Here is a 19931-nt window from a genome sequence, read left to right on the forward strand (position 1 = left end):
GGACGATAGATATGAAGAAGAAAATCGTGATCATGGACGGCAATGAGGCGGCGGCATATGTATCCTATGCTTTTACCGAGGTGGCTGGCATCTTCCCAATCACCCCATCCTCTCCCATGGCGGAACATGTGGATGCCTGGGCGGCTAACGGTAAAAAGAACCTCTTCGGCCAGCCGGTACAGGTGGTGGAGATGCAGTCCGAGGGTGGGGCGGCCGGTACGGTCCATGGTTCCCTGCAGGCCGGTGCCCTGACCACTACTTACACCGCCTCCCAGGGGTTGCTGCTGATGATCCCTAATATGTATAAGATCGCCGGCGAGATGCTGCCAGGTGTGTTCCATGTGTCTGCCCGCACCCTTAGCTCCCATGCACTGTCCATTTTCGGTGACCACAGTGATGTCATGGGCGTCCGCCAGACAGGCTTTTCCCTGCTGGCCGCCTCCACCCCTCAGGAGGTCATGGATCTGGGGGCTGTGGCGCACCTGTCCGCTATCCACTGCCGGATGCCCTTCCTCCATTTCTTTGACGGTTTCCGCACCTCCCATGAGATCCAGAAGATCGAGGCGTGGGACTATGAGGATCTCCGCCCTTTGGTGGACATGGACGCCCTGCGGGCTTTCCGCAAGCACTCCTTGAATCCGGAACATCCTGTCACCCGCGGCACCACCGTAAACCCTGACATCTTTTTTCAGTGCCGTGAGGCCTGCAACCAGAAGGTCGAGGCCATTCCCGCCGCTGTGGAACACTACATGGCTGAGGTCAGCAAGCTCACTGGCCGGAAATACAAACTCTTCAATTACTATGGTGCCTCGGACGCTGAACGGGTCATCATCCTCATGGGTTCCGCAGCCGAGACCGCCAAGGAAGCTGTGGACTACCTGATGGCCAAGGGCGAGAAGGTCGGCCTCATCAATGTTCATCTGTACCGTCCCTTCTCTGCTGAGCATTTCCTGGCCGCCGTGCCAGCTGCCTGCAAGCGTATGGCAGTGCTGGACCGCACCAAGGAGCCCGGTGCTATAGGAGAGCCCCTGTATCAGGACATCTGCTCGACCTACAAGAGCAGAGGCCTAGACATGGAAATCGTAGGCGGCCGCTACGGCCTCAGTTCCAAAGACACCACCCCCGGCCAGATTATTGACGTGTTCGAAAACCTGAAAGCAGGGATCCCCAAGAACGCTTTTACCATAGGCATCGTAGACGATGTGACTCACACCTCCCTGCCTGTGACCTGCGACATCGACACCTCTCCCGTCGGTCAGACCAGCGCTGAGTTCTGGGGTATGGGCTCCGACGGCACTGTGGGTGCCAACAAAAACTCCATCAAGATCATCGGCCATGCGACGGACCTCTATTGCCAGGCTTATTTCGTCTATGACTCCAAGAAATCCGGCGGCCTGACCCAGAGCCATCTCCGCTTCGGCAAGTCCCCCATCCGTTCTCCCTATCTGATCCAGTCTGCGGACTTTGTGGCTTGCCATACTCCGTCCTATGTGGATAAGTACGATATGGTGAAGAACTTGAAAGAAAGCGGCACCTTCCTGTTGAACTGCAGCTGGAGTGATGCAGAGCTGGAGGCACACCTCCCCGCCTCTATGAGACGGGCACTGGCGGAAAAGAATGCTGCCTTCTACACCATTGATGCCACCTCCATCGCCCGGGAGTTGGGCCTTGGCAACCGTACCAACACCATCCTTCAGGCTGCATTTTTCAAGCTCTCTGCTGTGATTCCCGTAGAGCAGGCTGTCTCCGAGATGCAGGAGGCCATCTACAGGACCTACTTCAAGAAAAAGGGCCAGGCCGTTGTGGACATGAATAATGCCTCCATCGAAAAGGGCCTCAATGGGGTACACAAGGTGGAGATCCCCGCTGCGTGGCTCACTGCAGAGGATACCCCCATCCAGAAAAATAAGCCCGCTTTCATCCAGGAGGTGGTGGACGTGATGAACCGCCAGGAGGGCAACAGCCTGCCAGTGTCCACCATGATGAAATTTGGCCTGGAGGACGGCACCTGGCCCGCCGGCACCTCAAAGTTTGAAAAGCGGGGCGCCGCTGTAGATGTGCCGGAATGGGACGCCGCCAAGTGTCTTCAGTGCAACCAGTGCTCTTTGGTCTGCCCCCACGCCGCCATTCGTCCCATCCTGTTGAACGAGGACGAAGAGGCTGTTAAGCCCATCGGCTTTAACACTGTTCCCGCCAAGGGTATGAACGGCAAGTACACTTACCGGCTTCAGGTGTCTCCCTATGACTGCACCGGCTGCGGCAGCTGTGTGAACGTGTGCCTGGCCAAGGATACCGCCATCACGATGAAGCCTTTGGACAGCCAGCTTAAGGAAACGGAGAACTGGACCTATGCTATGGATAAGGTGTCCATCAAGAAGGATGCTATCAGCAATAAGAACGTGAAGGCGTCCCAGTTCGCCAAGCCCTACTTTGAGTTCTCCGGTGCCTGTGCAGGCTGCGGCCAGACACCTTATATCAAGCTGGTGAGTCAGTTGTTCGGTGACCGTATGTATGTGGCCAACGCCTCCGGCTGCTCCTCCGCTTACGGTGGCTCTACCCCTTCCTCTCCCTACTGCACCGACTGTAAAGGGCATGGCCCTGCCTGGGCTATGAGTCTGTTCGAGGACAATGCCGAATATGCTTATGGCTTCCTGCTGGGACAGCACGCTATCCGCCATCAGCTGGAACTGAACGTCTCTGCTCTGGCGGAACAGAACATCGTCAAGACTGCCTGTGAGGATTATCTGGAGCGGGCTAATGATCCCGAAGCCTCACGCGCCGTCAGCGACGCACTGTTGGAAGCCATTGCGGATAACAACAGTGATGAGGCTGTGTTCATTCGTAACAACAAGGAATATCTCACCAAGAAGAGCGTGTGGGCCTTCGGCGGTGACGGCTGGGCTTATGATATCGGCTACGGCGGTCTGGACCATGTTCTAGCTTCCGGCAAAGACATCAACATCTTGGTCCTTGATACCGAAGTATATTCCAATACCGGCGGTCAGGCATCCAAGTCCACTGCGGCCAGCGCCATCGCTAAGTTCGCCGCTGGCGGCAAGGAGACCAAGAAGAAAGACCTGGGCCTGATGGCTATGAACTACGGCTATGTGTATGTAGCCCAAGTGGCTATGGGCGCTGATCCCACTCAGACCTTAAAGGCCATCCGGGAAGCCGAAGCTTATCCTGGCCCTTCCCTCGTCATCTGCTATTGTCCCTGCATCGAGCATGGTCCCAAGGCAGGTATGGGCCTGAGCCAATTGGAGGAGAAGAAAGCCGTGGAGGCCGGTTACTGGCACTTGTACCGTTACAACCCCGCCTTGAAGGAAGAGGGTAAAAATCCCTTCATTCTGGATTCAAAGGCCCCCACCGGTGACTTTCAGCGGTTCCTCATGGGCGAAAACCGCTACGCATCCTTGAAGCTCTCCTTTCCTGAAAGGGCAGAGCGCCTGTACAGAAAGGCGGAGAGCGATGCTAAGGAACGTCTGGAAAGCTACCGCCATCTCAGCCGGCAGTAAGTTCTAAACACGCTTAACTCTTCATTCATATCTCAATATATGGGGTCCGGCTTTGCCGGGCTCCTATATTGTTACAAAAAAGAAGCCCTGCGGGGTATTGCTTTCCTGCAAATGGATGTCCCTGATGCGTAAAAAAGACGGATTTATCCATCATTCCAGATGCGAATACCGGCCATACCGTCGCCTTGCAGATGTTTTTCGCCATATCGGAACATCCCTCTACCACCGCTTCAGAGATTGGCAAAGCCTTAATGGACCGCCTTGAGATTGAGAACCAGGTGCAGATCCAAGGCGTGGATCATGCAGGGATCCCCTGCCGGAGACAATTGTCTTGTATAACATCAATTTGGACAATTCTGATGGAGAAGGTGGATATTGCTTTTTAACTATCCAGCCCAGAAGCCCTTAAGTCCAGCGGCAGATAACTTGGCAGAAACCTACGATGCCGCTGGGTGATGGCAGTTTGATGCAAAAACGAAGGAAGTTTAACGGAACGGTGTGGTAAGGTGGTGGACAGAAAACAGCAAAGGAATGTCCCGATATGTCTTCTATCCAAAACAATCCTACTGATTACACCGACATCCCTGAACGGAAATGCTATGTTGCGTCCCGGAAAGGCCAAAAGCGGTGCAGCCTGCGTCTCGTTGCGCTTCTCTGGCTGTGCTGTTGGAGTACACCTAGGCAGCGCAGATATCAAAGGCTAATGATGCCGGTTTACCAATACCGTCAGGCGGCAGTACTGGAGAGGGATGCAGCATCACCCCTGGCCTTCCGGCGTTTCCGGGTGCAGGCGCCAACTCTGATGGAGAAACCGCAGAGAATTGGAAGCTGATTCCGGTAAATGGGGAGAAGCCACTGCCTGAGGATTTTTCTGTTCCGGAACTGATGAAACTGAAAAATGGTCAGAGTATCAATAGCGGGACTTATCCACATCCAGAAAATGATGGACGCAACCCGGGCGGCGGGGTACAGGCCCCTGATCTGCTCCCCTTGCCGTAGCTGGGACAAGCAGGCCGAACTGCTTCAAAGGAAGATTTACTCATATCTGGATCAGGGATATACTTAAGCAGAGACGGAAAGGCAGCCGCCGTTTTGGGTGGCACGACCCGATACCAGAGAACATCAGGCTGGGCTGGCGGTGGACATTGTGTATCAGAGCTATCAGTTGCTGGATAAGAAGCAGGAGGACACGCCTGTCCAGCAGTAGCTCATGGCCGGCTCTGCAGAATACAGCTTGATTCTCTGCTATCCCACCGAGAAAAGTGAGATCACTGGCATCAGCTATGAGCATTGGCATTACCGCTATGTAGGTCTGGATGCCTCCGGGGAAATCGCCGAGCAGAGCATTTATCTGGAGGAGTATCTCGCGTTGGACTTTGCACGGTAGGACGATACGGACTTCTGGCGATGCGACTGCTGGTGTTGCTGATCTTGCTTGCGGCAGTGATTTGACTCACTAAGCATTAGGAACGCAGAAAACTGAATAATGCGCTGGCCTCCGATCGCATGGAGAGCTTTAAGGTGACGGAGCAGGCCGAGCAGGACTGTATCCATCCGTGCAGCGGCGAAGTCTCCGTTGCAGATCTGGTCAGGGAGATCCTAAGCCAACCGGCAGAGGGGACTGATGCCATCTGCTCCAGTCACTCCGAGAGACGCATCCTGCACTTCTCAGTGAGATCCACACCCTGATAGGCGGTGATGTTTTGCCGGAGTTTGGCGGTCAGTTCTTTTGGCATATAGGCGTGGATGTAGCGGAAGATGGGATCGCTGTTCTCCTTGTGGCCGATGACGATGTGCCCCTCCCGGCGGCCGTGCTTTTGCTTGCGTACCATGCCGTCTCCGGATGGCCTGCGCATCGCCATTTCTTTTTCACCTCCGAGGTTTTATCTTTGATTGGCATCGCAGGACTTGCGCGGGCTACCGGGCGCTGGGCGCAGTTCTACCAGATTGCTGTCGTCCCCGTCCAGCGCCTCCAGGATCAGTCGCGTCCCCGGACGGAAGCCCAGGATGAAATTCTCCAGAGCCAGAGTACTGCCGATCTCGTTCCCTGCGTTGATGAGCCGCAGCAACAGACTGTGGCTTCGCCCTCCAGCAGTTTGGTGAGCTGTTCCTCACACTCCCGAGACTGTTCCATCACTTTCATCAGGGAAGCTCTGGAACGGACTTGGCAGTCGTATGGCATGATGCTCCCGTAGTACAGGTCTTCAGGTGTTTCTTGTATGGTGTGCTACCTCCTTGTCAGCAACACACCATACCACAGAAATGGAAAATAGCCACAGGAGCCACGTTTTATTGTCAGAACATTATCCGATTAAACATGGTAACGACCAGGTTTGGAAAGAAGGCACAGTTTGGATTCTATCTGCTGGGCCAGGTCATCATGGTTGCGTTCAATGTTATCCTGATCGTCTATGGTGCCCGTTTGTCGCTCCAAAACCTTTCCGTCATGTCCCCAGCCATGAAGATCCCCATCGGCATTGCATATGCGGGAATACCGGTAGGCGCGCTGGTTGTACTGTTTTTCCTGGGGGTTGACACCTGGAAAAAGACACAGGCGTATCGTGGCGACAAGAATGACTAAAGAAAGAGGGAGGTAATATACGGCCATGCCAGTATCTGCAATTCTGCTCATCAGTTTTTTTGCACTGCTGATTTTCAATGTCCCCGTTGGATATTCGCTCGGCTGCTCGGCATTGATTACCATTTTGCTTGCGATGGATCTGCCGATGGAAATTATTGCGCAGAGATTTTTTGTTACCTTTGATTCCTTTACGATGATGGCAATTCCGCTGTTCATGTTGGCAGGATCGTTGATGAACGGCAGTGGCATCAGTGAGAGAATTATTACGCTTGCGGACCGGGGAGTCGGTCATATTCGTGGCGGATTGGCCCAGGGAAATATTCTTGCCAGTATGTTGTTCGCTGGTATTTCCGGTTCGGCTGCCGCCGATGCCTCTGGTTTGGGCTCCGTGCTGATCCCGGCCATGCGTAAACGGGGTTATGATGATGATTTTTCCGTAGTGGTAACAGCGGCATCTTCCACCATTGGCCCGATTATCCCCCCCAGCATCATGTTTATTTTGTTTGCGTCCATTGCCAGCTTGTCTGTGGGACAGCTGTTCATTGCGGGTCTGCTCCCTGGAATTATCGTCGGCCTGTCCCAGATGATCACCACCTATTTCATTGCAAAAAAGAGAAATTATCCCGTCAGTGAGCGGACGACGATCTCTAAGTTCTGTGCTGCCTTGGTGAATACGCTGGACGCACTTGTTATGCCGGTTATCATTGTTGGCGGCGTTCTCACGGGCATTTTCACGGCTACCGAGTCCGGTGCAGTGGCGGTGTTGTATGCGTTGGCTGTTGGTATCATCAGAAAGGAATTGACCTTTAAAAAGTTCTGGGCTGCGGTTTATGACGCGGCCATTACGACGGGATCCATGATGCTTATTATCGCGTCTGCTTCCGTGTTTAGCTGGATTCTTACCATTGATCAGTTCCCCATTCGCGTCGTCAATTTCATGCTTTCCATCAGCACGGATAAAGCTGTTGTTACAGTTTTGATTTTGGTGCTGCTGCTCATTGTGGGTATGTTCATTGACGGTACATCCGCACTGATCATTTTAGTCCCCATCTTGTTCCCGCTGGCGGCAAGCTATGGATTTGACCCCATTCATTTCGGCACATTTATGGTTGTGTCCCTGTTGATCGGCGGCATTACTCCGCCGGTAGGAATCCTCCTTTACATTTGTTGCGGAATCGCAAAGATTGAAGTGAAGGATACATTCCGAATGTTGACGCCGTATTTGATTACTTATATTATAGTGGCCCTGCTGATAGGATTTGTACCGCAGTTCTCGACATTGATTCCGAATCTAATTTACGGATAACAGAGATTTGATTGGTGGAATATACTGTGCGTAATGCTATCTGGTGAATCTGCTGCTTATTACTTATATTCCCCAAATTTGCCTCTGGCTTCCCAGCTTTATGGAATAATGAGTTGTACAAACGGAGGAACGAAGTTCCTCCGTTTTCATTGAGGGGCTTTGCCGGTACGGGCTATGCCATCCGGTATGAGATTTTCCGGGGAGAATGCCCTCAGCCCCATATTGACCGTCTGGTGGAAAGGGCAAAGGCCGAGAAATCTACTGTAGTTGTGGGAATCAGCGGCGACAAGATCCTGGATACAGCCAAGGATGTGGCGTATTATGCGGGATTGCCAGTGGACATCATTCCCACGGTGGCTTCTACAGATTCCCCCTGTAGCTCCTTGAGCGTGATTTACCAAGATAACGGTGAATTTGACAGATATCTTTTTTGGACCGCTGTGCGGATATGGTGTTGGTGGACACAGATGTGATTGCGAAAGCACTTGCCAAGCCACTGATGGCAGAAATGGGCGACACCATAGCGACCTATTTTGAAGCACGTGCCTGCAGAGCCCCCTGCAGAGGCAATCAAGTGGCAGGGAAGCCGGCGCTGGCTGTAGGTCTTGCGACCATGTGCTGGCAGTGTCTGCAAAAAGAGGGAAAAGCGGCAAAGGAAGCAGTAGACGCTGGTATGTGCAATGCGTCGTTGAAGACCATTTTCGAGATAAATACCTGTGCAACACGTTCCTGATTGAAAAGATTAGGCACTAAGAAGAAAAGAATGCTTTCAGCGAGAGCATCCAAGTCAATCGGAATTCTATTCTTTATTTGAATTGAGGCTGCTTAAAATTCCAATTTTTAAACCTTATGGCCTATTCGGAAAGGGGGCCCGCGTCGCATGAGAAAAATTGATTTGGAGCGCCGTCTCTCTGGAAAGGACATTCTGCGCACCGTCAAAAGAAGTCCTGTTGCCATTGCCGTACTGGTTTTGCTGGCAGTATTTCCTTATCTTTGCAGCAACATTTATCTGATGAATGTTGTGATAGAAGTGTTCTTTTTCGCCGCATTAGGGGTGGCCTGGAACGTGTTGGGCGGTCTGGCCAAGCAGATCTCTTGGGCCTCCGCATGCTTTTTTACCATCGGCGCCTACGCCGGCATCATGATGTATCTGAGCGTGAAACTGTCCCCCTGGATCAGCATGTTTATCGGTATTATCGCCGCGTGTCTGTTCGCGCTGGTCATCGGAGCGCCTTGCTTCCGCCTGCGCGGTGTGTTCTTCTCCATTGCGACGATCTCCTGCACCACCATTCTCCGCCAGTGCCTCATCGTTTTTAAAAATGTTACCGGCGGGTCTGTCGGCCTCAATTTTGGAATCCGGAAAAACTACAGTCTTTGGATGCTCACCTTCAAGTCCAAAATTGACTTCTACTATATCGCGCTGATTTGGATGCTGATTTGTGTCGCCATCTTCGTGTTTGTGAAGCGCTCTCGACTGGGATACTATCTCCGCGCTGTGCGGGAGGATGAGGACGCCGCGTCCTCTCTGGGGATTGTCCCCTCCAGTTTGAAAACGAAAGCATTTCTCATCAGTACCTCCATGATGTCGGTCACTGGAACGCTTTATGTGTTTCGTCTCGGCTATGTGGACCCCAACGCCCTGTGCGCCCACGACATTTCTGTGAAAATTGGCCTGATTGCAATTCTGGGAGGCATGGGGACCACCTGGGGGCCAGTACTGGGTGCCTTCATCATCATTCCGCTGCTGGAGCTATGCAATTATTATTTGCAGGACTTCGCCGGCGGCGGCGCAGGATACGCCCTCTATGGCTTGTTGATCGTGCTGATTGTGTTGCTGCGTCCCTCCGGATTGATCACGCTGGCGGATGTGATTCGTGAGAAGCTGGCCAAGCGGAAGGCTGCCAGGGCTGTAAAAGGAGTTTAAATCATGAACAAATTGCTGCAAATTCAGGACTTGGACAAGTCTTTTGCGGGAGTTCACGCAATTAATCACCTGAGCTTTGACGTATATGAGGGCGAAATTCTGGCGCTGATTGGCCCCAACGGCTGCGGAAAATCTACCTGCGTCAATCTGATTTCCGGCGTATATATTCAGGATAGCGGAAAAATTGTCTTCGACAACGAGCATGAGCTCTATAGGCAAAAGATTCAAGAGCGCGCTAGGATGGGGGTCGGCCGCACCTTCCAATCCCCAAAGCCCTTCACCAACCTGACGGTGCGGGACAGTGTTCTGACCATAGCGCTGTTGTACAACAAAACGTGGAAGAAGGCAGAGGAGAAGACAGATGAGATGCTAGAATTCCTGGATTTGGCGTCCTACGCCCAGATTCTCTCCGGCAAGCTTCCCATTGAAAAGAGAAAGTGGCTGGACATGGCCCGCGTCATGGTGACGGATCCAAAGCTGCTGATGCTGGACGAGTGTCTGGCCGGCCTGACGCCTTCCGAGATGGATAACAGCCTATCCATTGTGAAGCGTATTAACCAACGGGGAATCACAATTTTGTTCATTGAGCATGTGATTTCCGCAGTGATGCAGCTATGCGACCGGATTGTCGTGATGAATGAAGGGCATCTCCTGACGGAAGGCGACCCCAAAACGGTAATGGCCAATCCGGATGTCATTCGCGCCTATTTGGGAGGGGACTATGGGTATGCTTAAAATGGACAAGATCTGCGCGGGCTACGGCGATCTAAAGGTTTTGTTCGACGTCAGCCTGGAGATCAACGAGGGCGAGGTTGTCGCCCTGGTTGGATCCAACGGCGCGGGAAAGACGACGCTACTGCGCACCATATCCGGTGAAGTCATTCCAACCTCGGGCAGCATCAATTGGATGGGGCAGGAGCTAACGGAAATGCCGGAGAATAAACGGGCGATAAACGGAATTGCCCATATCCCCCAGGGACGCGGCATTTTGGCAAGTCTTTCAATTAAGGACAATCTGTTGCTGGGAACCTATACAAAGCGCACAAAGCCCCGCCGGGGAGAGCTGCTGGAAAAAGTTTTACAGATGTTTCCTATCTTGAAAGAACGGCTGAATTTCCCCGCCGGCTCCCTCTCCGGTGGCCAGCAGCAGATGCTGGCCATCGCCCGGGCCATGATGATGGCCCCAAAGTTGCTGATCTTGGATGAACCCTCTCTGGGCCTCGCCCCCGTGGTGGTGGATGATGTGTACCGGACGCTGGACATTATGAAACGAGAGGGTTCGTCAATGCTCGTCATTGAGCAGAACCTCACAAAGGCACTGTCGATTTCGGACCGCGGCTATGTTCTCGAGACCGGGCATATGCAAATGACAGGCCCCAGTAGGGAATTGCTCAACAACAAGGATATTCAGAGGGCGTACCTGGGCATTTGAGTGCGCATCGTTTGATATTTACTAAAGGTGTGATTGTATGGAGAACATTGCATATGCACTGACAAAGAAGCAAGAACTTACCCCTCTGGAGCGGCCGGTCCCCAAGGCCGGCCCCGGAGAAGTGGCGATTCGCGTCTGCTATGTGGGCGTCTGCGGCTCCGATGCGCATTTCTTTGAATCCGGATTCCGGGGAGAAACGCCGATTCCCATGCCCTTTGTGTTAGGTCACGAGTGCTCCGGTGTGATTGTGGGGGTAGGTGACGGCGTCACGGACCGGAGAGTGGGCGACAGGGTTACCATTGAACCCCAGATAACCTGTGGGAAATGTAGGATGTGCAAGTCAGGTCGCTACAACATGTGTGAGCATGTGCGGTTCCCGTCGGTTCCGCCCTATGATGGCTTTTTACAAAACTATATTTCGTTTCCGGCTGATTTGACCTTTTTGCTGCCGTCCTCCTGCTCCATGCGGCTTGGGACACTGGTGGAACCCCTGTGCGTCGGAGCCGAGGCCGCCGAGGTTGGCGACGTCTGTGTGGGCAAGACGGTGGTAATTCTGGGCGCGGGCTGTATCGGCCTGACGACGCTGCTCCTCTGCAGGGCACGGGGGGCGGCTAGGGTTATCCTGTCCGACTTGTTTCAAAGCCGGCTGGACAAGGCCATGGAGATGGGCGCGGACGGTGTCGTGCTGGGCGGCCGCCCGGAGTCGGTGGAGGAGATTCGCGCCCTCCTGGGCGGAGCCGGCGCGGACGTCGTGTTTGAAACAGCTGGCAGTCCCAAAACTGCCTCCATGACCGTGGATGTGCTGGCCAGGGGCGGAAAAATTGTCATGGTGGGCAATGTTCCAGGAAAAACACCCATTGAGTTCATGAAACTTATGTACTTGGGCGGTGGAATTGACACAATTTACCGGTATCGAAATCATTACGAGATGGTCATTGACCTTCTGGCGAGGAATGTGATTCCCGCAGAAAAGATTATCTCCCATGTCTTCCCCTTCACACGGTCGCAAGAGGCGTTTGAAACTGCCATCGGACAAAAGGACAAGGTATCCAAGGTGTTGATTGAGGTCGCCAGCGAAGGTGTCGAAATATGAATTGCCTATTTATTGGGACGATTTCCAAGGACCTTCTCATGCTGGTGAAAGAACCACCGAAGAGTGACCGGCGCATCGAGGCAGTGAAGATCCAGAAGTCCTGCGGTGGTCCGGCGGCCACGGCGGCCAATGCGTTTGCGGGGCTGGGGGGCACTGCTGGGCTTATCACGGCGATCGGAGCGGACGCGAATGGGCAATTTGTGCGGGGGGAGGCGGAGCGGATCGCTGGGAAGCGGCTTCAGCTCTTTACAAAGGAACAGGGGGTTACCAGTTTCAGTACCATTCAGGTGGAAGAGGATGGAAAGCGATGTATCACCCATTTCGGCGGGTGTATCGATGGGGTGCGGGCGGTGGAGCTGGAAGCCGAGCTCCTGGCCTGGGCGGAGATGATTCATTTGGCGGGACTAAAAGATGGACAGATGCTGGAATTGGCGGGATATTGCCGATCGCACAGTCGGGCCAAGCTCTCGGTGGACGGTGGGAACCTTGGCGGAGACATCTTGCTAGAGCTGTCGGGCTTTGTGGACATTTTGGCCCCGGACCACAAGACTGTGAGGGACAGACTCGGCCTTGGGCCTGAAGAGGCATGTGAGAAGTTCGTGGAGAACGGAACCGCGTTGGCATGCGTTACGATGGGGGAGCAGGGGCTCACTGCCCGGCAGGGCGGCCAGACCGTCCGTATCCCCGCCTGCCGCGTGCCGGTTGTGGATACCACCGGTGCTGGAGATAATTTTCATGGGGCTTTGCTATATGCCTTGTCTAAGGGTCAGGGATTGCGCGACGCACTCTCCTTTGCCAGCTCGTATTCCGCCCTCACCTGTACGGCGCTTGGCGGACAGACGGCGTCTCCATCCCTGGAGGCCACCCTGACGCTGATGAGAGAGACCTATAACATTTGATGGATGAGGAGGCGCGCACACGATGCCGCTTGTAAGCTTGAAAGAGGTCCTGGACTGGGCTGAGGCGCATAACGCTGCCGTGCCGGCGTTCAACATCGATAACATCGACATTGCACAATCCCTCATGCTGGCTGCGGAGGAGGAGCAAAAGCCCGTCATTCTTGCGGTGGGGCAGGGGGCCATCCGGGTCGGCCGGCTGGATCTTCTGGCCTCCGTTGTAAAAACGCTGGCCGCAAGATCCGCTCTGCCAGTTGTTCTGCACCTGGACCACGGCGCCAGCTTTGAGCAAACCGTTGCCTGCATCCGGGCTGGGTTTACCTCTGTCATGTTCGACGGGTCTTCGCTTCCGCTGCGGGAAAATATTGAGCAGACTCGACTGGTTATCAAGGCTGCCCACGCAGTAGGTGTCAGCGTGGAGGCGGAACTGGGAGCGATTCCCGGGGCAGAGGACGGGATTGTCGGAAATGGTCCTGCAAAGGTCAGTGTCGCGGAGGTGGAGGCATTTATCAACGGCGTCGATGTGGATGCCCTGGCGGTCTCCATCGGCAATGCGCATGGTCTCTATAAGTCGGAGCCAAAGCTGGACTTTGAACTGCTGCAGAGCATTCGGAAGCTGAAGGCCCAAGTCCCCCATCTGGTTCTCCACGGAGGGTCTGGCCTGCAGGATAAGGTGGTCCGGTCTGCCATCCAGGAGGGTGTCCGCAAAATCAATGTTGCGACAGAGATACGCCTGGCATATTTAGAGGGCCTGCGCGCCACGATGGATTCCAGAGACATCTATACCTATATATCCGTTGCCAGAAGCTTCGTTATGAATGTCGCAAAGGCTAAAATTCAACTTTTTACAGCCGAAGAGAATTGAGCTGACAAGGAGGGAGAGGAACGTGAAAGCACTGGTTTATTAGGGCCCCTGGACCATGCCCGTGGAGGAGATCCCCGAGCCGGAGCCGGTTGAGGGCGAAGTCAAAATACGCGTGAAATACTGCGGCATCTGCGGCAGTGATATCCATGGATTTACAGGAGCCTCGGGCCGGAAAATCCCGCCCATGATCATGGGGCACGAATTCAGCGGCACCGTGGTGTCCGTGGGCCCTGGCGTGAACCGGATAAAGCCCGGGATGCGTGTTTCGGTCCTACCCTATTCCGCGTGCGGAAAGTGTGGCCTCTGTGAGGCGGGCTTTCCCAATATCTGTCCCAACCGCAGTAATTTGGGCGTATTGGACGTAAATGGCGCGTTTACGCAGTTCATCTGCGTACCAGAAAAACTGTGCTACATTCTGCCGGACGCAGTGTCCTTTGAGGCCGGCGCGATGTTGGAGCCCATGGCCGTGGCCCACCACGCGGTCGCCGCCGCAAGGCCTCTCGCGGGCAAGCATGTGCTGCTTGTCGGTGCTGGCGCCATCGGACAGTTGATTTTGAAGCTATTGGTCCTAGAAAATCCCGCCTCCATTCTTGTCAGCGATGTTTCATCGGAAAATCTGGACAGGGCTCGCGAAAATGGCGCGACAGCGGTAATGAATCCTTTAAAGGACAAACATGAGGAGGTTTTGCGGGCCGTTGGAATTTCAGACGGCGTGGACGTGTCCATTGAGGCGGTTGGCGTCACCCCCACCGCGCAGATGTCCGTGGACTGCGTGAAGAACTGCGGACGTGTCATCTGGGTGGGCAACGCGGACCAGATGGTTTCCATCAATATGCAAAATGTCGTCACGCGGGAACTTCACCTCCGGGGGAGCTATGCCTTTACAGATGAGGACTTTTCCGCCTGCTTGAAAATTCTCACCTCCGGTGGAGTCGACCCGATGGACCTTGTTACGGCCAGAATCGACTTTTGGAAAGTAACGTCCATGATAACCGCCATGGCAAGGCGCGAGACCCGGCAGGTAAAGGTCTTGGTGGAGATCGAAGACTCCATTACAAAGGGCTGAGCTTGGGGAGAGGGGAGACATATCGTGAAAATTTCGTGTTTGCCTGTTTCTATTTTCAAGGATATCTGCTCTGACAGAATGGACTTGGTGGATTGGGCCGGAGTGGCAAAGGAGATTGGCTACGACGGTATCGACATCAGCAGCATGTTTCTGAAAAACCGCACCCCCACCTATCTTGCCAAGCTGAGACAGGGGTTAGCGGATGTGGGATTGCCTGTCATTATGATGACGACTTATCCGGATTTTACCCATCCAGACGCTATTCAGCGGGAGCGAGAGCTTTTATACCTTCAGAGCGATGTGGCGCTGTGCTCTGAGCTGGGTGCTCGCTATCTCCGTATTCTGGCGGGCCAGGCCCACCCTACAGTGGACACCGGGGCGTGTGTAGACTGGGTGTCGGACGCCTTTCACGCCGTGGACGCCTACGCGAAGCACTTTGATGTGAGCCTTGTCTTTGAAAACCACGGGAAGCCGGGCGCCTGGGACAACGTGGACTTTACCTATGATCCCCAAAATTTTTTGCGGATTTGCGATCGTATTCGGGATACGAATATTCGGATAAATTTCGATACTGGTAATATCACCGCCCATGGCGAGGACCCCATGGAGATTTTGCCCAAGGTATTGGACCGGGTGGAAACGATTCATGTCACGGACATGCGGCATAGAGGCTCCTTTTCCCCGACTGCCATCGGCAGTGGCGTGACGCCGAACCGCGCCGTGTTTCAATATTTGAAGGCCAATGGCTTTGACGGCTGGCTGTGCATTGAGGAGGCCAGCGGACGTGGATTCGCAGGTGTCCGGGACGCCTATGAATATGTAAAGACCCTCTGGGACGAGGTATAAATTCAAAGAAAGCGGGTCGATTGTATGAAAGCACTGGTCCTCACGGATTATTTCAAATTTGAATACAAGGATATGCCTCCGCCCGTGTGCGGAGAGAGCGAGGTAATCGTCCGCGTAAAGGCCTGCGCCATTTGCGGCAGCGATGTGCATGGCTATGACGGCAAAAGCGGGCGCCGCCAACCGCCCGTGATCATGGGGCACGAGGCCGCCGGCGTGATCAGTCAAGTTGGCGAGAAGGTCTCCATGTATAAGGCGGGCGACCGCGTCACCTTTGATTCCACGGTTTACTGCGGAAAGTGCTGGTACTGCCGGCGGGGCATGGTAAATCTGTGCGAGGACCGCAAGGTTTTGGGCGTGTCCTGCGACGACTATCGCACCCCCGGTGCCATGGCGGAGTATGTGGCCGTGCCGGAGCGAATTCTCTATAAGCTGCCAGATACGGTCACATATGCCCAGGCCGCTGTGGTGGAGCCGCTGTCCGTCGCTGTCCATGCCGTAGCTGTCTCCCGCCTTCGCCTGGGAGACCGTGCTGTGATTGTGGGAGCGGGCACTATTGGTCTGCTGCTGACCCAGGTGGTCAAGGCGGCGGGCGTTACGGAGCTGATCGTGGTGGATTTGGATGAGGACAAGCTGAAGGTTGCTGAAAGGCTAGGAGCCACCTGCGTCGTGAACTCCTCCAAGGAGAATGTGGCAGCCGTGGTGGCCGCCCGTACGGACGGCAGAGGTGCCGATATTGCCTTTGAGGCAGTTGGAATCACAGCCACCTTGAACACCGCCATCGACAGTGTCCGCACCGGCGGTAGCGTGGTCATGGTGGGCAATATCGCTCAAAAGACGGAACTTCCTTTGCAAAAGTGTGTGACCCGACAAATCGACCTACAGGGAAGCTGTGCTTCCTCTGGTGAATATGACGTGTGCCTGAACATGATTGGTCATAAAATGGTGGATGCGGACAGTATTATCAGCAAGGTTGTGCCTTTAGCACAGGGCGGTGAATGGTTCGACCGACTTCACGATGCGGAGCCCGGCCTGATCAAAGTGGTTTTGGAGCCATGAGAGGAGCGCTGTGATGTATCAAGACGTGCTACAGACTATCCTGGATACGAAAATTATTGCAATTTTGCGGGGCGTGGCGCCGGATCAATTGACGCCATTGGCGGAGGTGCTGTACCAAGGCGGTATTCGGTGTATTGAGGTCACCTTTGACCAGAAGCGGGCGGACGGTGTGCGGGCGACCGCCGACGCTATCGCGCGTCTCTCCGGAGCCATGCGGGGGCGCATGTACATCGGTTCCGGAACCGTGCTGACAGTCGAGCAGGCGGAGGCGACGGCGGCCGCGGGCGGAACCTTTGTAATTTCTCCCAACTGCAATCAAATGGTCATCCGCCGTACTCGGGAGCTGGAGATGGTATCCATTCCCGGTGCCATGACTCCCACGGAGATCGTTCAGGCGGCGCAGTGGGGCGCCAGTGTCGTGAAGGTATTTCCCGCCGGAAATCTGGGGCCCGATTACATCAAGGCTGTGCGCGGACCGTTGGATCACATTCCACTCTGCGCGGTGGGCGGCGTGGACCACAACAACCTGGAGGAGTTTCACCGGGCTGGCGTGACATGCTTTGGCGTGGGTTCCAACATTGTACGCAAGGAACTGCTGGCAGCCGGAAATTATGCGGCTATTCGGGAAAATGCCCTGCTCTATACGGAGCAGGCGGAAACATGGTGAACAATGATGAAAAGAGTGGTTTGTTTTGGCGAGATTATGCTGCGGCTGAACCCGCCAGGCTATTTGCGGATCAAGCAGACGACTTCCTTTGAGGCGTCCTATGCCGGCGGTGAGGCCAATGTGGCGGTGTCCCTGGTGAATTACGGCGACCAGGCCTCCTTTGTGACCAAATTGCCCCGCAACGACCTCACGGCGGCGGCGCTGCGGCAACTGCGTGGCTACGGCGTGGATGTCTCCCATGTTGCCATGGGCGGTGAGCGGCTGGGTGTGTACTTTGTGGAAAAAGGAGCCGCCCAACGGCCCTCCAAGGTGATTTATGACCGGAAGGGTTCCGCCATTGCTATGGCGGCGGCGGGGGACTTTGACTGGCCCGCGATTTTCGCGGACGCGGATTGGTTCCATTTCACCGGCATCACTCCAGCCCTCTCCGATGCCCTGGCGGCCATTTGCCTGACAGCGTGCCAGGAGGCAAAAAAGAGGGGGGTTACCGTCAGTTGCGATTTGAATTATCGCAAAAACCTGTGGAGTTCCGAGAAAGCCGGCGTGGTGATGGGTGAGCTGATGCGGTATGTGGATCTGTGTATTGCCAATGAGGAGGACGCGGACAAGGTATTCGGCATCCGTCCGGCGGACAACAACGTAGACGCGGGGAGAATCAACCGGGAGGGGTATATGGACGTGGCCAGGGAGTTGTGCCGTCGTTTCAACTGCCGCCAAGTGGCCGTCACACTGCGGGAGAGCATCAGCGCCAATGACAACAGATGGTCCGCTATGCTGTATGAAAAAGAGAGGGCCTGCTTTTCCAGATCCTATCTGATGCATATTGTGGACCGGGTAGGCGGCGGGGATTCTTTTGGCGGTGCGCTGATTTACGCGCTACGCGACGGATACACCCAGCAGGAGGCCATCGAATTTGCCGCCGCCGCCTCCTGCTTAAAGCACTCCATCGAATTTGACTTCAATCAGGCCACTGTGGACGAGGTACTGGCCTTGATAAACGGCGACGCCATTGGCCGCGTAAAGCGCTGAAGGGGGTGCCGTCATGAAAATCACAAAACTGACACTCTACTCCGTGCAGCCTCGATGGCTGTTCTTGAAAATCGATACGGACGAGGGCATTTCCGGCTGGGGTGAGCCCGTGGTAGAGGGCCACGCACACACTGTACAGGCCGCCGTGGAGGAGCTCTCCTCTTATCTCATCGGACAGGACCCACTGCGGGTTGAGGACCACTGGCAGGTGATGTACCGGGCGGGCTTCTATCGGGGTGGCCCCGTCATGATGAGCGCCATGGCTGGTGTGGACCAGGCCCTTTGGGACATCAAAGGCAAATATCACGGCCTGCCAATCTATGAGATGCTGGGCGGTGCCTGTCGGGACAAGTTAAAAGTCTACTGTTGGATCGGCGGCGACCGCCCTGACGATATTCTGCGCCAGGCACAAGAAAAATTCGCGCAGGGCTATCGGGCAGTCAAGATGAACGCCACCGAGGAACTACACTACATCGATACCTATGATAAGGTGGACGCTGTCTTAGGGCGGGTGGCCGCCATTCGGGACGCTCTGGGCAATGAGATGGACATTGCCGTGGATTTTCACGGCCGCGTTCACAAGAGCATGGCCAAGATTTTGGCCCATGAGCTGGAGCCCCTGCGGCCTATGTTTATCGAGGAGCCGGTCCTCCCCCAAAACAATGAGGCGCTTCGTGAAATCGCCGGCCATACCGCTATTCCCATTGCCACTGGAGAGCGAATGTTCAGCCGGTGGGACTTCAAAAGTTTGTTGAGTGACGGTTATGTGGACATCATCCAGCCGGACCTATCCCACGCGGGCGGCATCAGCGAATGCCGCAAAATTGCGGCAATGGCCGAGGCTTACGACGTGGCTGTAGCGCCTCATTGCCCGCTGGGACCCATTGCCCTGGCGGCCTGTGTCCAGATGGACACCTGCACCCCCAACGTGTTTATTCAGGAACAGAGCTTGGGCATTCATTATAATCAGGGCAGCGATCTTCTGGACTATCTGGCGGATAAAAGTGTATTTGCGTATGAAAACGGTTTTACAAAAATTTTGGACGGTCCTGGCCTGGGCATAGAGGTAAATGAGGAACTGGTCCAGGAGGTGGCACGTAAGGGACACAAGTGGAAGAATCCTATTTGGCGCAACTACGACGGCACGGTGGCAGAGTGGTAGGATTCTCTTAAAACGCTTTATATAAGCGCCATAAATTTAAGTAAGGCGTCCAGGCGAAGCGAAGAGCATGGGATAGACGTACAAAGATACATACAAATAAGTCGAGCGGGAAAAGCCAGGTTATTAAGGCTTTTTCCGCTTGATTTTGTTGGTATACTCAAAACTGAAGAACTGACAATTGCTTGCACTCGTGTGTTCACTGACCGGACACAGGTATTCGAGCTTGACTAAACTCTCCACGGTTAAAGTGGATGCCAATTGGGTCGGCAGTTAAATATGGTAAGGTTTTTGACTTTCAAGCACAATACCCATGTCAAGGCATCTTCTTAGAACAGAAAAGACCGACACCCACAAAATGGGCATCGGTCCTTTCTATCATTGCAAGTGTGCTTTCTGGCATAATGATACAAATGTGGTATAACAGAATTGCTTCTTTCGTGTCCGAGTCACAGTCGTCAATGTCCCGTAGATTGGATTTCCAGTCTAGATCGAC

20 protein-coding genes are annotated in these 19931 nt (G+C 54.5%); 18 read left to right on the forward strand and 2 right to left on the reverse strand.

Translation table 11 applies throughout. From position 1 onward, the window contains the following. The first annotated feature begins 11 nt into the window (after window positions 1-11). A complete protein-coding gene (gene nifJ / locus ACLTXB_RS01960; protein ID WP_412260048.1) occupies window positions 12-3515 on the forward strand; it encodes a pyruvate:ferredoxin (flavodoxin) oxidoreductase in 3504 nt (1167 codons plus the stop codon). A gap of 1210 nt (window positions 3516-4725) precedes the next feature. Then, complete coding sequence (locus ACLTXB_RS01965) at window positions 4726-4902, forward strand: D-alanyl-D-alanine carboxypeptidase family protein (protein ID WP_081692017.1); 177 nt, start codon at window positions 4726-4728, stop codon at window positions 4900-4902. A gap of 253 nt (window positions 4903-5155) precedes the next feature. On the opposite strand, the gene ACLTXB_RS01970 is transcribed toward ACLTXB_RS01965, so the two are convergent. Both ACLTXB_RS01970 and ACLTXB_RS01975 read right to left on the reverse strand, forming a co-directional pair. Further along, entirely contained in the window at window positions 5156-5377 is a 222-nt protein-coding gene (locus ACLTXB_RS01970; protein WP_412260051.1) for a hypothetical protein, read from the reverse strand. Window positions 5378-5398: 21 nt separating this feature from the next. Beyond that, complete coding sequence (locus ACLTXB_RS01975) at window positions 5399-5584, reverse strand: hypothetical protein (protein WP_036626780.1); 186 nt, start codon at window positions 5582-5584, stop codon at window positions 5399-5401. Between the two features lie 155 nt (window positions 5585-5739). Here ACLTXB_RS01975 and ACLTXB_RS01980 point away from each other — a divergent pair, with 155 nt between their 5' ends. The 16 genes from ACLTXB_RS01980 to dgoD all read left to right on the forward strand — a co-directional run bounded on the left by ACLTXB_RS01980 (window position 5740) and on the right by dgoD (window position 19438). Continuing rightward, a complete protein-coding gene (locus ACLTXB_RS01980; protein ID WP_317336451.1) occupies window positions 5740-6096 on the forward strand; it encodes a TRAP transporter small permease in 357 nt (118 codons plus the stop codon). A 25-nt stretch (window positions 6097-6121) separates the two neighbouring features. Beyond that, window positions 6122-7402 carry a TRAP transporter large permease gene (locus ACLTXB_RS01985; RefSeq protein WP_317336448.1) on the forward strand — a complete coding sequence of 427 codons (1281 nt, stop codon included), beginning with the start codon at window positions 6122-6124 and terminating at the stop codon, window positions 7400-7402. Window positions 7403-7551: 149 nt separating this feature from the next. Further along, the gene (locus ACLTXB_RS01990; RefSeq protein ID WP_412260348.1) at window positions 7552-7875 is read left to right on the forward strand and encodes an iron-containing alcohol dehydrogenase; all 324 of its coding nucleotides are present in this window, start codon (window positions 7552-7554) and stop codon (window positions 7873-7875) included. After that, entirely contained in the window at window positions 7851-8135 is a 285-nt protein-coding gene (locus ACLTXB_RS01995; protein WP_428226089.1) for a hypothetical protein, read from the forward strand. Before ACLTXB_RS01990 ends, ACLTXB_RS01995 begins: the two co-directional genes overlap by 25 nt. Before the next feature lie 147 nt (window positions 8136-8282). Further along, on the forward strand, window positions 8283-9326 hold the full coding sequence (locus tag ACLTXB_RS02000) for a branched-chain amino acid ABC transporter permease (protein WP_412260056.1): 1044 nt from the start codon (window positions 8283-8285) through the stop codon (window positions 9324-9326). Window positions 9327-9329: 3 nt separating this feature from the next. Then, the gene (locus tag ACLTXB_RS02005; RefSeq protein ID WP_317335746.1) at window positions 9330-10061 is read left to right on the forward strand and encodes an ABC transporter ATP-binding protein; all 732 of its coding nucleotides are present in this window, start codon (window positions 9330-9332) and stop codon (window positions 10059-10061) included. Next, window positions 10048-10758: an ABC transporter ATP-binding protein gene (locus ACLTXB_RS02010; RefSeq protein ID WP_428226080.1), complete on the forward strand. Its 711-nt coding sequence runs from the start codon at window positions 10048-10050 to the stop codon at window positions 10756-10758. Before ACLTXB_RS02005 ends, ACLTXB_RS02010 begins: the two co-directional genes overlap by 14 nt. 37 nt (window positions 10759-10795) lie before the next feature. Further along, entirely contained in the window at window positions 10796-11851 is a 1056-nt protein-coding gene (locus tag ACLTXB_RS02015; RefSeq protein ID WP_317335750.1) for an alcohol dehydrogenase catalytic domain-containing protein, read from the forward strand. After that, window positions 11848-12750 carry a carbohydrate kinase family protein gene (locus tag ACLTXB_RS02020; RefSeq protein ID WP_317335752.1) on the forward strand — a complete coding sequence of 301 codons (903 nt, stop codon included), beginning with the start codon at window positions 11848-11850 and terminating at the stop codon, window positions 12748-12750. The genes ACLTXB_RS02015 and ACLTXB_RS02020 overlap by 4 nt, the downstream gene beginning before the upstream one ends. Window positions 12751-12772: 22 nt before the next feature. After that, window positions 12773-13612 carry a class II fructose-bisphosphate aldolase gene (locus ACLTXB_RS02025; protein WP_317335753.1) on the forward strand — a complete coding sequence of 280 codons (840 nt, stop codon included), beginning with the start codon at window positions 12773-12775 and terminating at the stop codon, window positions 13610-13612. A gap of 55 nt (window positions 13613-13667) precedes the next feature. Beyond that, on the forward strand, window positions 13668-14678 hold the full coding sequence (locus tag ACLTXB_RS02030) for a zinc-dependent alcohol dehydrogenase (RefSeq protein WP_317335755.1): 1011 nt from the start codon (window positions 13668-13670) through the stop codon (window positions 14676-14678). Between the two features lie 102 nt (window positions 14679-14780). After that, window positions 14781-15524, forward strand: a complete 744-nt coding sequence (locus tag ACLTXB_RS02035) for a sugar phosphate isomerase/epimerase family protein (RefSeq protein ID WP_317335756.1) — start codon at window positions 14781-14783, stop codon at window positions 15522-15524. Between the two features lie 24 nt (window positions 15525-15548). Next, window positions 15549-16580, forward strand: coding sequence for a galactitol-1-phosphate 5-dehydrogenase (locus tag ACLTXB_RS02040; RefSeq protein ID WP_317335758.1), 1032 nt, complete (start codon window positions 15549-15551; stop codon window positions 16578-16580). Window positions 16581-16593: 13 nt separating this feature from the next. Continuing rightward, window positions 16594-17247: a bifunctional 4-hydroxy-2-oxoglutarate aldolase/2-dehydro-3-deoxy-phosphogluconate aldolase gene (locus tag ACLTXB_RS02045; protein ID WP_317335760.1), complete on the forward strand. Its 654-nt coding sequence runs from the start codon at window positions 16594-16596 to the stop codon at window positions 17245-17247. 3 nt (window positions 17248-17250) lie between these two features. Further along, window positions 17251-18276, forward strand: coding sequence for a sugar kinase (locus tag ACLTXB_RS02050; RefSeq protein ID WP_317335762.1), 1026 nt, complete (start codon window positions 17251-17253; stop codon window positions 18274-18276). A gap of 13 nt (window positions 18277-18289) precedes the next feature. Next, complete coding sequence (gene dgoD, locus ACLTXB_RS02055; RefSeq protein WP_317335764.1) at window positions 18290-19438, forward strand: galactonate dehydratase; 1149 nt, start codon at window positions 18290-18292, stop codon at window positions 19436-19438. Window positions 19439-19931 lie beyond the last annotated feature (493 nt).

This window comes from Flintibacter sp., from assembly GCF_046973065.1.

What these genes read in the sequence shown, in the direction of transcription:
- nifJ (WP_412260048.1), top strand. Translation starts at nt 12, where the DNA reads ATGAAGAAGAAAATCGTGATCATGGACGGCAATGAGGCGGCGGCATAT.
- ACLTXB_RS01965 (WP_081692017.1), top strand. Translation starts at nt 4,726, where the DNA reads ATGGCCGGCTCTGCAGAATACAGCTTGATTCTCTGCTATCCCACCGAG.
- ACLTXB_RS01970 (WP_412260051.1), bottom strand. Translation starts at nt 5,377, where the DNA reads ATGGCGATGCGCAGGCCATCCGGAGACGGCATGGTACGCAAGCAAAAG.
- ACLTXB_RS01985 (WP_317336448.1), top strand. Translation starts at nt 6,122, where the DNA reads ATGCCAGTATCTGCAATTCTGCTCATCAGTTTTTTTGCACTGCTGATT.
- ACLTXB_RS01995 (WP_428226089.1), top strand. Translation starts at nt 7,851, where the DNA reads ATGGTGTTGGTGGACACAGATGTGATTGCGAAAGCACTTGCCAAGCCA.
- ACLTXB_RS02000 (WP_412260056.1), top strand. Translation starts at nt 8,283, where the DNA reads ATGAGAAAAATTGATTTGGAGCGCCGTCTCTCTGGAAAGGACATTCTG.
- ACLTXB_RS02005 (WP_317335746.1), top strand. Translation starts at nt 9,330, where the DNA reads ATGAACAAATTGCTGCAAATTCAGGACTTGGACAAGTCTTTTGCGGGA.
- ACLTXB_RS02010 (WP_428226080.1), top strand. Translation starts at nt 10,048, where the DNA reads ATGGGTATGCTTAAAATGGACAAGATCTGCGCGGGCTACGGCGATCTA.
- ACLTXB_RS02015 (WP_317335750.1), top strand. Translation starts at nt 10,796, where the DNA reads ATGGAGAACATTGCATATGCACTGACAAAGAAGCAAGAACTTACCCCT.
- ACLTXB_RS02020 (WP_317335752.1), top strand. Translation starts at nt 11,848, where the DNA reads ATGAATTGCCTATTTATTGGGACGATTTCCAAGGACCTTCTCATGCTG.
- ACLTXB_RS02025 (WP_317335753.1), top strand. Translation starts at nt 12,773, where the DNA reads ATGCCGCTTGTAAGCTTGAAAGAGGTCCTGGACTGGGCTGAGGCGCAT.
- ACLTXB_RS02030 (WP_317335755.1), top strand. Translation starts at nt 13,668, where the DNA reads ATGCCCGTGGAGGAGATCCCCGAGCCGGAGCCGGTTGAGGGCGAAGTC.
- ACLTXB_RS02040 (WP_317335758.1), top strand. Translation starts at nt 15,549, where the DNA reads ATGAAAGCACTGGTCCTCACGGATTATTTCAAATTTGAATACAAGGAT.
- ACLTXB_RS02045 (WP_317335760.1), top strand. Translation starts at nt 16,594, where the DNA reads ATGTATCAAGACGTGCTACAGACTATCCTGGATACGAAAATTATTGCA.
- ACLTXB_RS02050 (WP_317335762.1), top strand. Translation starts at nt 17,251, where the DNA reads ATGATGAAAAGAGTGGTTTGTTTTGGCGAGATTATGCTGCGGCTGAAC.
- dgoD (WP_317335764.1), top strand. Translation starts at nt 18,290, where the DNA reads ATGAAAATCACAAAACTGACACTCTACTCCGTGCAGCCTCGATGGCTG.